This is a genomic window from Brachybacterium sp. P6-10-X1, assembly GCF_001969445.1.
Classification (GTDB): Bacteria; Actinomycetota; Actinomycetes; order Actinomycetales; family Dermabacteraceae; genus Brachybacterium.
In genome coordinates this window covers 886,870-899,837 of the sequence record NZ_CP017297.1, presented here as the reverse complement: position 1 = coordinate 899,837, position 12,968 = coordinate 886,870, and the positions used below count along the sequence as shown (strand labels likewise).

Genomic DNA, 12,968 nt, shown 5'->3' with positions numbered 1-12,968 from the left:
TCCCGACCGCCGTGCCCGTCAGCGCGCGGTGAGCTCGACCCCGCCCCCGCGCGGCACCCGCACCACGGCGACATCGTCCGCGGCGAGGTGCAGTCCGCCGCGTCGATCCGTCCCGCCCGCGAGGTCGGTTCGACCGGGGAGCTGCGTCCCGGTCACGAGATCGACTCCGGTGCCGTGCACCGTGACGTCCTCTCGGCCGTGGTGCAGGAGGAACAGGTGGTCCGCCTCGGCGCCGCGGCGGCGCACCGCCTCCACACCGAGGGCGGCCGCGCCGGGAACGACGGGGGAGACGCCCGCGGCCTGCGCCCGGGCGAGGAGGAAGGCGTCGCGGGAGTCCTGGTCCAGGTGCGCGGAGAGGTAGACCGCGCGTCCGGCGCCGAGACGGTTCTGCGTGATGGCCGGCGAGCCGGTGACCGGACCGTCCGCGTAGGCGGCCAGCACCTCCGCGCCGCGGGTCCGCATCCGTTCCGCCCACTGCGTCGCGACGGCCCCGTCGGACAGAGCCACCTGCTGGCCGTCCTCGAGCGGAAGGTGCTGGGTGACCGTGACCCCCAGCAGATCGCGGAGGACGGCCGGATACCCGCCGAGGCCCACCCGCTGATGCTCGTCGGTCAGGCCCGAGAGATAGGTGACCACCAGGTGCCCGCCTGCTTCGACGTACTCCCGCAGCCACGCCGCGACCTCGTCGGAGACGACGATCAGCGCCGGCACCACCAGCAGTCGGTACCGCCCCGCATCGGCTCCGGGGCGCACGACGTCCGTCGCGATCCCGGCCCGCCAGAAGGAGCGATGGGCGGAGCGCACCTCCTCGCGATAGGTCAGGGAGTCGTGCGGCATGGACGGGGTCTCCAGGGTCCACCAGGAGTCCGCGTGCCAGAGGATCCCGACCTCGGCCGGGTTCAGCACCCCGTCGGCCGGCGGACTGGTGACCTCGCTGATCGCCTCGAGGATGCACCCCAGCTCGACCACGGGCTCGAACTGCTCGTCCTCGCCGCCGGCGTGGGGGACGAGGGCACCGTGCCACTGCTCGGCACCGCCGGCCGAGGCGCGCCACTGGAAGAACAGCGCGGACTGCGAGCCGCGGGCGATGTATCCCAGCGCGTTGCGGATCATGCGACCCGGAGTCTTCGCGTGGGTCCGGTCGGCCATGATGATGCCGCGCGCGTTCTGCTCCATCAGCACCCAGGGACCGCCTGCCCAGGACCGGGTGAGGTCCGAGCAGTAGGCGACATGCGCCTCACCGTCGGGCCCCGGGGTGTCGAGATAGTGGTCGATCGAGACCACGTCGAGCTCTTCGGCCCAGGACCACTGCTCGAGATGGTTCCAGGTGGGCAGCATGAAGTTGGTGGTGATCGGGGCCGACGACCCGGCGCCGCGGATCTGGTCACGCTGCTCGCACATCGCCGCGAGCATCTCGTCGGAGCAGAAACGGCGGAAGTCCACGGCCTGGGCGGGATTGTCCAGGTACTGGGTCGTCCTGGGCGGGAGGATCTGCTCGAAGGAGCCGTAGCGCTGGGACCAGAACCCCGTCGTCCACGCCTCGTTCAGCGCCTCGAGGGTGCCGTAGCGCTCGCGCAGCCAGCGCCGGAAGGCGACAGCGGCGTGCGGGCCGTGGTCGAGGGTGCCGTACTCGTTGTGCACGTGCCAGCCGCGCAGTCCGGGATGATCCCCGTAGTGCTCGGCGAGGACCCGGGCGATCCGCCGGGACGCCTCGCGGTAGGCGGGGGCGCTGATCGCGTAGGTGTCCCGCGAGCCATGGCTGAGCACCGTGCCGTCGGGCCGCACGGGCATCGCGTCGGGGTGGGCGAGCGTGAACCACGGCGGCGGCGAGGCGGTGGGGGTGGACAGGAAGAACCCGATCCCGGCTCTCGTGAGCAGCTCGATCGCCTCGTCCAGCCAGTCCAGCTCGTAGACGCCTTCGGAGGGTTCGAGGCGGGACCAGGAGAACACCCCGAGCGTGACGGTGTTGACGCGGGCGCGCCGCATCAGCTCGATGTCCTCGCGCCAGGTCTCGCGGGGCCACTGCTCGGGGTTGTAGTCGCCGCCGAACAGCAGCTGGGAGGGGACGTAGGGCACGGATGGCATCGCAGCTCCGAGACGGGTCGGCAGGGGCGGCTCCTCGCAGCCTTGCTGGCTCGGGACCGAGTTCGTTCAACTGCGCAACAAAGTAGCAGACCGTCCTCCCCAGCCCCCTCGATGCACATCACCCCCGATCGCCCTCCCGGATGACGGGACCAGGTGGGACAATCGAGCCGATGACCACCCTCGACGCCGCACCCGCCCCCGTCGCCGTCCCCGACGGCGTCAGACGACGCCCCCTGACGATCGGCCGCCACACGGTCGACACCCCGGTGGTGCTCGCACCGATGGCAGGGATCACCAACATGGCGTTCCGCCTGCTCTGCCGCGAGTTCGGTGCCCTGCACAGCCAGGACGACGGCGGGCTGTACGTCTCCGAGATGGTCACCACCCGGGCGCTGGTCGAGGACCACCGGGAATCCTGGCGGATGGTCACCATGGGGGAGCGGGAGACGCCCCGGTCCGTCCAGTTGTACGGGGTGGACCCCGCCACGGTCCGCCGCGCGGTGGAGATGCTGCGCGAGCGGGACGTCGTCGATCACATCGACCTCAACTTCGGCTGTCCGGTCCCCAAGGTCACCCGTCGCGGCGGCGGCGGGGTGCTGCCGTGGAAGACGGAGCTGTTCACACGGATCGTGCGCGCCGCGGTCGAGGCGGCCGGGGACGAGGTGCCCGTGACGGTCAAGACCCGCATCGGCATCGACGAGGACCATCGCACCTACCGCGACGCCGGGCTCATCGCCCAGGAGGTCGGCGCGAGCGCGATCGCGCTGCACGGCCGCACCGTCGTCCAGCACTACTCCGGCCAGGCCCGCTGGTCGGCCATCACGGACCTCAAGGAGCTCGTCACCGGCATCCCCGTGCTCGGCAACGGCGACATCTGGTCCGCCGAGGACGCCTTGTCGATGATGGAGCAGACCGGCTGCGACGGCGTCGTCGTCGGTCGCGGCTGCCAGGGGCGGCCCTGGTTGTTCGCCGACCTCGCCGCCGGCTTCGCCGGGAAGCCGGACCGGGTCCGGCCCTCCATGGGCGAGATCGCCAGGATCCTGCGCCGCCACGCCGAGCTCCTGGTGGAGTTCTACGAGGACGAAGGGCGCGCCCTGCGCGACCTGCGCAAGCACGTCTCCTGGTACTTCAAGGGCTACCCCGTCGGCGGGGACCTGCGTCATCGCCTGGCCACGATGGAGTCCCTCGCGGATCTCGACGCCAAGCTCGCCGAGCTCGACCTGTCCAGCCCCTACCCGGGTGCAGCGGTCGAGGGGGCCCGCGGCCGCGCCGGCACCCCCAAGCGCGCCGTGGTGCCCGAGGGTTGGATGGAGACCCGTGAGCTCAGCACCGATCACGCCGCCCGCCTCCACGAGGCCGAACTCGACACCTCGGGGGGCTGAGACGATGCGCCCGACCGACAGCACCGCCCCGGCCGGCCCTGCCCTCGTCGACCACGTCGCCGCTCCGCCGGCCGGCTACACCCCCGTGGACCTGGAGCGGTGGGCCGCCGAGCCACCGAAGTCCCAGGCCCGCACCCCTTTCCAGCGGGATCGGGCCCGGGTGCTGCACTCCTCGGCGCTGCGCCGGCTGGGGGCCAAGACGCAGGTGCTCGGCGCCGGCGCGAACGACTTCGTCCGCACCCGGCTCACGCACTCCCTCGAGGTCGCCCAGGTGGGCCGCGACATCGGCCTCGAACTCGGCTGCGACCCCGACGTCGTCGACGCCGCCTGCCTCTCCCACGACCTCGGCCACCCGCCTTTCGGCCACAACGGCGAGAAGGTGCTCGATGCCCTGGCCTCCGACATCGGCGGCTTCGAGGGCAACGCCCAGACCCTGCGTCTGCTGACCCGACTCGAACCGAAGGTGCTCGGCGACCAGCGGCCCTACGGGCTGAACCTCTCCCGGGCGAGCGTCGACGCGGCGATCAAGTACCCGTGGACCCGAGGCGAGGGCCCGGATCCGAGCTCGACCAAGTTCGGCGCCTACGCCGACGATCTCGACGTCTACCGCTGGGCGCGCGAGGGGGCGGTGCCCGGGCGCCAGTGCTTCGAGGCGCAGGTGATGGACCTGGCCGACGACATCGCCTACTCCGTCCACGACATCGAGGACGCGATCACCGGGCTCACCCTGGACCTCGGCAGGCTGCAGGACCCCATGGAGCGCGCTGCGGCGCTGTACGTGGTCCAGGACTGGTACATGCCCGGCGAATCGATCGACGAGCTCGACGCCGCACTGCAGCGCCTCGAGGCGGATCCCAGCTGGCTGTGCTCCTTCACCGGGTCGATGCGCTCCGCCGCAGCGCTGAAGAACATGGCCAGCCAGCTGATCGGGCGCTTCACCCGCTCCGCGATCACCGCGACCCGCGCCGCCCACGGCGAGGGGCCGATCTCCCGCTACGGCGGCGACATGGTGGTGCCCGAGCAGACCCACCTCGAGATCGCCGTGCTCAAGGGCCTGGCCGCCGCCTACGTCATGTCCTCCGCCTCCCAGCAGCCGGTCTACGAGGCGCAGGAGGAGATCATCCAGGACCTGTTCTCCCGGCTGTGGAACACCGGCACCCAGTACCTCAGCCCGCTGTTCGCCGAGCTGTGGGAGGCGGCCGACGACGACGACGCCCGGAGGCGGGTGATCGTCGACCAGATCGCCTCCTACACCGACGTCACCGCGCGCCGGCTGCACGAGGTGCTGTTCGACCGCGAGATCACCCACCTCACCGCCGCGGACACCCCGCTGCCCGGCCTCGGATCGGAGCTGTGAGCAGATGGCCCCGGGACTGATCCGCCGCAGCGACGTCGACCTCGTGCGGGAGCGTTCGCGCCTGGACGAGGTCGTCTCCGAGCACGTCACCCTGCGCACGGCCGGCATCGGCTCGATGAAGGGGCTGTGCCCCTTCCACGACGAGAAGACCCCCTCGTTCAACATCCGCCCCCAGCTGGGCCACTGGCACTGCTTCGGCTGCGGCGAGGGCGGGGACGTCATCTCCTTCGTCCAGAAGATCAACCACCTCAGCTTCGTCGAGGCGGTCGAGCTGCTGGCCGGCCGCTACGGTGTCCAGCTGACCTACGAGGACTCCGGGGGCGGCAGGGGGGAGCGCCCCGACTTCGGCACCCGGCGTCGCCTGCTGGACGCGCACGCGATCGCGGAGGAGTACTACCGCGAGCAGCTGGACACCCCGGGCGCCGAGATCGGCCGCCGCTTCCTCGCCGAGCGCGGCTTCGACCGGGCCGCCGCCGAGCGCTTCGGCGTGGGCTTCGCCCCCGAGGGCTGGGACTCGATGACGACCGTGCTGCGGGGGCGGGGCTTCACCGAGGAGGAGCTGACCGCCAGCGGGATCGTCTCGCAGGGCCAGCGCGGGGTCTACGACCGCTTCCGCGGCCGGCTGATCTGGCCCATCCGCGACATCACCGGCAACACGATCGGCTTCGGGGCCCGGCGCCTGCTGGAGTCGGACAAGGGCCCCAAGTACCTCAACACGCCCGAGACCGCGATCTACCACAAGTCCACCGTGCTGTACGGCCTGGACCTGGCACGCAAGGACATCGCGGCCGAGCGACGCGTGGTCGTCGTCGAGGGATACACCGACGTGATGGCCGCGCATCTGGCCGGGGTCCCCACCGCGGTGGCCTCCTGCGGCACCGCCTTCGGCTCCGAGCACGTCAAGATCGTCCGGCGCGTGATGGGGGACTCGAACCCCAATGCCGGGCTGCGGCTGAACACCGACGGACGCGGCCTGGGCGGCGAGGTCGTGTTCACCTTCGACGGCGACGAGGCCGGGCAGAAAGCCGCCCTGCGCGCCTTCGAGGAGGACCAGCGGTTCGTCGCCCAGACCTACGTGGCCGTGGAAGGGAGCGGCATGGACCCCTGCGACCTCCGGATCAGCCAGGGCGACCAGGCGGTCGTCGATCTCATCGACTCCCGCAAACCGCTGTTCGAGTTCGCGATCCGCTCCGCCATCGCCCAGGTGGACCTCGACACCGTCGAAGGCCAGGTCGCCGGGTTGCGGATGGCCGCGCCCGTGGTGGCCCGGATCCGCGACCGCGCGATGCGCCCCGAGTACGCGAGGCGACTGTCGGGTTGGCTGGGGATGGACGAGCGCACCGTGCTGCGCGCCGTGCACGACGCCGCCCGCAGCTCCGGCCGCGCCGGCCCGGGGTCCGAAGAACGGCCGTCCACGCAGCTCCCCGGCGCGGCGGACGAGTCTCCGGAGGAGCCTGGCCTCATCGCCCCGGCCCGTCTGGCGGACGTGGTCAGCCCCCGCGACCCCGTCGGGCAGGTCGAGACCCAGTCGCTGGCGGTGATGATGCAGGCTCCGCACCTGCTTCGGAACGACCAGGTCGCCGCGTTGCCGGACGACGCCTTCCATGTGCCGGCCCTGCAGGGGGTCTGGGACGTGATGTTGGCCGCCGGGACCCTGCTCGATGCCGTGATCGGCACGCTGCATCCGGCTCGGTACCTCGAGCAGGTCCTCGAGATCGCCGGGGAGACGGTGCGCCCGCTGATCGTCGAGATCGCGAACCTCGATCTTCCCGCCCGGGACGAGGCCGGGCTGCAGCGCCTCGCCGGCTCCCTGCTGGACCGGCTCACCGAGCTGTCCATCACCCGGGAGTACTCCGTGCTCAAGCAGCGCCTGCAGCGCACCGACCCGTCGGACCCGGAGCGGTACCAGGAGATCCTCACGCGCCTCGCACAGGTGCAGGACAAGCGGCGCGCTCTGCGGGCCGCGGACGACTGATCCTCTCGCGGCGGCGCCGTCGCAGTGTCCGCACCGCCTCGATGGAGCCGCCGACAGCCAGCGCCATGCCGATCCCGAGGCCCACTCCCCACAGCGGCTGATCGCGGAAGGCGAGACCGCCGAGCATCCCGATGCCGACGTAGTAGACGGACCACAGCGCGGCGGCGAGCGCCGCGAACGCGGCGAAACGCCGGCGCGGGTAGCCGACCACTCCGGAGGCCACATTGGTGGCGGTGCGTCCGCCGGGAACGAACCGCGCCGAGACGATCAGCATCCCGCCCCGTGCCATCAGCTCCCTCTCGGCCCTCCCCAGCAACGAGCCGATCCATCGGCGTCGCCGGGCCCAGCGTGCCAGCGGGCCGGCACCGCGGCCGAGATGATGCGCGGCCACGTCCCCGGCCACTGCGCCGGTCCAGGCAGCGAGGACGAGCAGCAGGACATCGGGCTGCCCGCTGACGGCGTAGGCCGCTGCGGTGAGCACCACGGTCTCGGCGGGGACCACGGGCAGCAGACCGTCGAACGTGGTCAGGACGATCACGAGCAGGTAGAGCCAGGGGGAGGCCAGCAGGGTCTCGGCCAGCTGCAGCACGGCGTCCATGAGGAGATCTCCAAAGATGGGTGACGAGTCGCTCGAGACGCTACGGAGCCCACGGGCGGGGCAGAACCTGGCGGACCGGCAGAATGATTACGGGAAACCTCATCCGCCCGTGCAGGACGCCAGCTGCCCGGGAGCACACCGTCGTTGGTAGCTTGCACAGCGACGCCGCTCGGCGTCGTCCCCTCCTGCCCCGGAGCCTCCATGCGCCTGCCCGACCTCTCCGGCATCCAGCTGCCCCGCGAGCCCACGCGGCTCGCGCGACGCTCGCTGCGCCATGTCGCCGGGGCACTGCTGGGCCTGCTGCTGGGACCGCTGCTGGTCCTGACCGCCGTGGCGCAGCTGGTGCGCTGGCGCGGCCCGTTCCGCCGCGTGCGCCGCTGGGAGCTGGCTCGTCTGGGCTGGGCCTACCGCCTGCAGCTGGAGGACTCGACCGGCGCTTTCCTCGGCGGCCGACGGTCGCTCTTGCACGGCACCCTCGCCGGCGTGCTGGGATACGTGATGGCGGATCTGCTGATACTGGTCGCCGCCGTGGTGCTGGGCAGCCTCGCCCAATCCCTCTACGGCAGTCCGGTGATCATCGAGTTCGATCTGTGGGCGATCAGCCGCCCCGCCCCGGCCGTGCTGCTGATCTTCGGCACCTCGAGCCTGCTCGCCGCGGCGCTGTACGCCGAGTTCGTCGTCTGGCTGCAGACCATGCTCCTGCGGCGGTGGACCTCGGTGCTGCGCACCGACGCGATGGACAGCCGCATCAGCCGACTGCTGACCACCCGACGCGGGGTGGTGGTCGCGATCGACGACGAGCGCCGCCGCATCGAACGCGACCTGCACGACGGCGTCCAGCAGAACGTCGTCTCCCTCTCGGTCACCCTCGCCCGCGCCCGCCGCGCCGGTGACCCGGAGCGCTCCGCGGCACTGCTCGACCAGGCCCACACGCAGTCCCAGGCCCTCATCGAGGAGGTGCGGCAGGTGGCCTGGCGGATCTACCCCACCGCGCTGGACGAGCACGGTCTCGCCTCCGCGCTCGACGGCGTCGCAGAGACCAGTCCCGTGCCGGTGCATCTCGACCTCCACCTGGACGACGAGCTTCCGCAGGCTGTCGAATCGGCCGCGTACTTCGTGGCCCGCGAGGCGGTGACCAACGTCGTCAAGCACGCCGGCGCCTCCCGGGTGGACATCACCCTGGCCACGATCCAGGGAGCCGGCCGCCACGTGCTCCGGCTGACGGTCACCGACGACGGCATCGGCGGCGCGGATCCCGAGGGCGGGGGACTGCAGGGCCTTGCCCGCCGGGTGGCGGCGCTGGACGGTAGCGTGAGCGTGGACAGCCCGCTCGGCGGACCGACCACGATCACGGCGGAGTTCCCCCGTGATTGAACCGTGCCGACGTGCGCCCGACATGAGGGAGAAGGACCTGAGTGAGCCGGACATGATCCTTCCCGACGGCCCCGGTGGCAGCGCGCCGCTGCGCGTCGTCCTCGCCGACGACGCCGTGCTGCTGCGCGAGGGCGTGCGCAGCCTCCTGGTCGACGAGGGCATCGAGGTGCTCGCCTCCGTGGGGGACGGGGACACCCTGCTGGAGGAGGTCGCGCACCACCGGCCGCAGCTGGCCATCGTCGACGTGCGCATGCCGCCCAGCCACACCAACGAGGGACTGCTCGCGGCGCTGCGGATCAAGCGGGAGCACCCGGACGTCGGCGTGCTGATGCTCTCCCAGTACGTGGCCCGCGAATACGCCAGCGACCTGCTCGGCGCCGACACTCCCGGCATCGGATACCTGCTCAAGGACCGCATCACCGAGATCGACAGCTTCCTGGCTGCCGTCCACACCGTCGCCTCCGGCGGCACCGTCATCGACCCGGCCGTGGTGCGGGCCCTGCTGCGCAGCCCCGAGCAGCGTCGGGTGATCAGCCGGCTCACGCCGCGCGAGGTCGAGGTGCTCGAGGCCATGGCCGAAGGGCTGTCCAACCGCGGGATCGCCGAGCGGTTGTTCCTCTCCCTGTCCACGGTCGAGAAGGCGATCAGCGCGATCTTCGACAAGTTCGAGCTCAGCGGCGACGAACAGACCAGCCGTCGGGTGCGGGCGGTGCTGCGGTACCTCGACGAGCAGTAGCGGCCGGTCCTCCCGTCGGCCTCCGGCAGGGCGAGGAGGTTCGGGGACGATTGACGCCGGGTGTGACCGGTGTCATGCTCGACGGCGACCGTGAACGCTCACGGTATACGCCGCGCTCAAGGACCGAGCGCCACGATCGGGAGCCCCGTCCATGACCATGTCCCGCCGCACCCTCGTCACCCTGACCGCCGCCGCTCTCCCCGCGCTCGGAGCGGCCTCCGCAGCGCACGCCGCGCCCCCTGGGCCCCCGCGGGCCCACGGGCCGCAGGCTCTTGCGCGGGCGCGGGTCGCCGCCGACGTCCTGATGGGGGACTACGACCAGGACAAGGCCTGGTTCCCCTCGAGCTGGTGGAACTCCGCGGTCGCCCTGCAGACCGTCGGCGACTACATGCTGCGCAGCGGCGACCGCCGCTACGTCGCCCAGCTCGACCACACCTTCGAGCGGAACAAGGGGCCCTTCCCCGCCGGGGAGCTGTCGGGGGACGAGATCTACGGCAATTTCACCAGTCGGGCCATCGACGACTCCGGCTGGTGGGCGCTGACCTGGATCACCACATACGACCTCACCGGGGACCAGAAGTACCTGGACATGGCCGTCACCATCGGCGAGTTCATGAAGGACTTCTGGGATCCGAGCACCTGCGGCGGCGGCATCTGGTGGAACGAGGAGCGCACCTACAAGAACGCCGTCACCAACGGGCAGTGGATCCGGCTGACGGCGGAGCTCCACAACCGCATCCCCGGCGACACGGCGTGGCTCGAGAGCTCCCAGGTCGCGTGGGACTGGTATCTCGCCAGCGGGATGATCAACGAGGAGGGCCTGCTCAACGACGGGCTGACGGACGCCTGCGAGAACAACGGCGACCACGTCTACACCTACAACCAGGGCCTGGCGATCGGCGCGGCCCTCGAGCTGTGGCGCGCGACCGAGGACCCGGACCTGCTGGAGAAGGCGCGGTACTTCGCGGACTCGGCCCTGGCCGAGGGCGCGCTGTTCAGCGATGGGATCCTCACCGAGTGGACCGACGTGCTGGGGGAGACCACGAATGACAACCACAAGCAGTTCAAAGGCATCTTCCTGCGCTATCTGATGGATCTCGCCGACACCACCGACGACGTCCGGTACCGGGACGTCGTCGCGACCCAGGCGGCGACGATCTGGGAGCAGGACCGCACCATCGACGACCGGCTCGGGGTGCGCTGGGCGGGAGCGAGCACCGAGGCGTCGCCGAACGTGTTCGATTGGCGCACCCAGGCGAGCGCTCTCAGCGCGCTGATCGCCGATCTTCCGCAGGACGGGGTCGCGCGCTCGCTGTCGGCCTCCCTCGCGCAGGTGCCGGTGGTCATGCCGGACGGCGAACCCCGACAGCTGGCGGTGGATCTGCAGGTGGCGGTGACGTGGCCGCACGCCCGTCGGGTCCCCGTGCACCTGGAGGCGGAGGCGCCGGACGGCTGGACGGTCGAGAGCGACGCTCACGTGCGTCTACAGGTGGCGGAGACCGACGGTCGACCCGTGACCGCCGTCGTCCCCGTGCAGGTGACCATCCCTCCCGACGCCGCCGACGGGAGCCATCCGATCTCGGTGACCGCTTCCGCACCGGGCGGGCTGACGTTCCGCGCCCGGGCCGAGGTGGTGGTGGCCCGCACGGTCGACTTCGACGGAGGCAGCGAGGACGCGCCGTGGCTGGTCGACGCCGGCGGCTCCGGGGTCACCGACGAACCCGGCCGGTTCGCCGATGGCGACAGTTCTTTCGTCTACCGCTTCCCGTTCCCGGCGAGCACGACGTCCGCCGAGCTCACGGTGACGATCAGCAATCAGTACCTGGTGGACCTGGGGCCCGACGGACGGACCTGGACCCGCGTGCTGGCGGAGGACGAGCCGATCCGGGACGCCTCCAACCGCGCGGACCACACCGTCGACCTGACGCCGTACCTCGAGGGGGAGGACAAGGGCGTGTACATGAAGGTGTCCGACGCCTTCCCCGAGGACGGCTGGGGTGGGCAGGTCCACCACGTGAGCGCGACGTACGGCGCGTCCTGAGCGGTCACTGCTGCGGGTTCCGCGGGTGCCGGTGAGGTGGCGTGTTCACAGCAGCGGCCCGAGCGGGGCGAGGATCGCTTCCGCGACGCGCGCCATCGGATGGCGATCCCGCCAGCGGGGGGAGGTGAGCTCCTCGCAGTGCTCCGAGTCGGCCACGAAGATCTTCTCGATCTCGGTCGCGAAACCCTGGTCCGAGATCGCGACGTTCGTCTCGTAGTTGAACGACAGCGAGAGGCGGTCGAGGTTCGCCGTCCCCACGGTCGACCAGTAGCCGTCGACCGTGGCGGTCTTCGCGTGGATCATCGCCGCGCTGTAGAGCAGGATCGTGATCCCGGCGTCCAGCATCTGTCCGTAGAAGCCTCGCGAGACCCAGTCGGCCACGACGTGATTGGAGTCCTTGGGCAGCATCACCCGCACGTCGACCCCGCGCTGGGCGGCCTTCATCAGCGCGGTGAGGATCTGGTGGTCGGGGATGAAGTACGGGGTGGTGATGTACACGTGGTCCTGGGCACGCTCGATCGCCTCCAGATAGAGGCCTCGGATCGGGTACACCAGCTGGATGGGGAGGTTCGCGGCCACACGCATCTCCGGTTCCCAGGAGTGCGGTGGGATCCACGGGATGTGCTCGCCGGCGTCCCGGCCCTCGTTCCACACCTGGGCGATGGCGTCGCGCAGTCCCCAGACGGCCGGCCCGCTCGTGCGCAGGTGGGTGTCGCGCCACTGGCGGGCGTAGAGAGATCCGATGTTGTACCCGCCGACGAAGGCGACGTCGTCGTCGACCACCATGACCTTGGAGTGGTTGACGCCGGTGTGGCGGATCAGCCCCTTCCAGAACGTCCGGCGCAGGACCGGTACCCGCCAGAGGTGGACGCGCTCGGAGACCTGTCCGTAGAACGAGGCCGGGACCACGAGGTTGGCGAATCCGTCGTAGATCACGTGCGCCGTGACGCCGCGCTCCGCGGCGCGGTTCAGGGCGTCCAGGAAGCGCTGGCCCACGTCGTCGCCCTTCCAGATGAACGTCTCCAGCTGGATCGAGGAGCGGGCGGAGTCGATCGCCTCGATCATGTCGTCGTAGAGGGTGTCGCCCGAGGTGTAGAGGCGAAAGGGCGTCCCCTCCACCTGGGTGTCGAAGGTGCCCGGTCGCGGCGCATCGCGCACCTTGCGGCCCCGCTCCTTGATCCAGTCGACGGTCGCCAGGCTCCCGATCACCAGCGCTTGAGCTCCGAACAGGGCTCCGGCGCCCACGGCGACGGTCCTGACCAGGACCCGGCCTGCGCGGGCCGGTATAGAGAGATGCGAGGTCATCATGGCGACAGCCTAGGAGGTCGTCGCCGTGCGGGGCCGTCGGACCGTCCGCGAGCGCCCGCGGACGTTCCCGCGGGAACGTCCGGGAGGAGAGCTGGCCGGAACACTCTCCGAG

At 71.2% G+C, this 12,968-nt stretch carries 9 protein-coding genes; 6 read left to right on the top strand and 3 right to left on the bottom strand.

Going from position 1 to position 12,968, the window contains the following annotated elements:
- Positions 1 to 18: 18 nt before the first annotated feature.
- A complete protein-coding gene (locus BH708_RS04105; protein ID WP_076806845.1) occupies positions 19 to 2,085 on the bottom strand; it encodes a beta-galactosidase in 2,067 nt (688 codons plus the stop codon).
- A gap of 170 nt (positions 2,086 to 2,255) precedes the next feature.
- Here BH708_RS04105 and dusB point away from each other — a divergent pair, with 170 nt between their 5' ends.
- From dusB to dnaG, 3 genes are read left to right on the top strand one after another with little or no spacing between them, the layout of a single operon-like run.
- Positions 2,256 to 3,467, top strand: coding sequence for a tRNA dihydrouridine synthase DusB (gene dusB / locus BH708_RS04100; protein WP_076806843.1), 1,212 nt, complete (start codon positions 2,256 to 2,258; stop codon positions 3,465 to 3,467).
- Positions 3,468 to 3,471: 4 nt separating this feature from the next.
- Complete coding sequence (locus BH708_RS04095) at positions 3,472 to 4,824, top strand: deoxyguanosinetriphosphate triphosphohydrolase (protein ID WP_076806841.1); 1,353 nt, start codon at positions 3,472 to 3,474, stop codon at positions 4,822 to 4,824.
- Positions 4,825 to 4,828: 4 nt separating this feature from the next.
- A complete protein-coding gene (gene dnaG / locus BH708_RS04090; protein WP_076806840.1) occupies positions 4,829 to 6,799 on the top strand; it encodes a DNA primase in 1,971 nt (656 codons plus the stop codon).
- On the opposite strand, the gene BH708_RS04085 is transcribed toward dnaG, so the two are convergent.
- Positions 6,741 to 7,397 (bottom strand): DedA family protein, encoded by a 657-nt coding sequence (locus tag BH708_RS04085; RefSeq protein WP_076806838.1) that lies wholly within the window; start codon positions 7,395 to 7,397, stop codon positions 6,741 to 6,743. The two genes, dnaG and BH708_RS04085, sit on opposite strands and share 59 nt — an antisense overlap.
- Positions 7,398 to 7,598: 201 nt before the next feature.
- Here BH708_RS04085 and BH708_RS04080 point away from each other — a divergent pair, with 201 nt between their 5' ends.
- From BH708_RS04080 to BH708_RS04070, 3 genes are all read left to right on the top strand, one after another.
- Entirely contained in the window at positions 7,599 to 8,771 is a 1,173-nt protein-coding gene (locus tag BH708_RS04080; protein ID WP_076806836.1) for a sensor histidine kinase, read from the top strand.
- Between the two features lie 22 nt (positions 8,772 to 8,793).
- Complete coding sequence (locus tag BH708_RS04075; RefSeq protein WP_371329961.1) at positions 8,794 to 9,507, top strand: response regulator; 714 nt, start codon at positions 8,794 to 8,796, stop codon at positions 9,505 to 9,507.
- 151 nt (positions 9,508 to 9,658) lie between these two features.
- Positions 9,659 to 11,548, top strand: coding sequence for a glycoside hydrolase family 76 protein (locus BH708_RS04070; protein WP_076806834.1), 1,890 nt, complete (start codon positions 9,659 to 9,661; stop codon positions 11,546 to 11,548).
- Positions 11,549 to 11,593: 45 nt separating this feature from the next.
- Here BH708_RS04070 and BH708_RS04065 read toward each other — a convergent pair whose 3' ends face one another.
- Positions 11,594 to 12,853, bottom strand: coding sequence for a phospholipase D-like domain-containing protein (locus BH708_RS04065; protein ID WP_172805786.1), 1,260 nt, complete (start codon positions 12,851 to 12,853; stop codon positions 11,594 to 11,596).
- Positions 12,854 to 12,968: the final 115 nt, after the last annotated feature.

Coding starts and splice junctions, on each gene's coding strand:
- BH708_RS04095 (WP_076806841.1), top strand. CDS start 3,472: ATGCGCCCGACCGACAGCACCGCCCCGGCCGGCCCTGCCCTCGTCGAC.
- BH708_RS04065 (WP_172805786.1), bottom strand. CDS start 12,853: ATGACCTCGCATCTCTCTATACCGGCCCGCGCAGGCCGGGTCCTGGTC.
- dusB (WP_076806843.1), top strand. CDS start 2,256: ATGACCACCCTCGACGCCGCACCCGCCCCCGTCGCCGTCCCCGACGGC.
- BH708_RS04085 (WP_076806838.1), bottom strand. CDS start 7,397: ATGGACGCCGTGCTGCAGCTGGCCGAGACCCTGCTGGCCTCCCCCTGG.
- BH708_RS04070 (WP_076806834.1), top strand. CDS start 9,659: ATGACCATGTCCCGCCGCACCCTCGTCACCCTGACCGCCGCCGCTCTC.
- BH708_RS04105 (WP_076806845.1), bottom strand. CDS start 2,085: ATGCCATCCGTGCCCTACGTCCCCTCCCAGCTGCTGTTCGGCGGCGAC.
- dnaG (WP_076806840.1), top strand. CDS start 4,829: ATGGCCCCGGGACTGATCCGCCGCAGCGACGTCGACCTCGTGCGGGAG.
- BH708_RS04080 (WP_076806836.1), top strand. CDS start 7,599: ATGCGCCTGCCCGACCTCTCCGGCATCCAGCTGCCCCGCGAGCCCACG.
- BH708_RS04075 (WP_371329961.1), top strand. CDS start 8,794: ATGAGGGAGAAGGACCTGAGTGAGCCGGACATGATCCTTCCCGACGGC.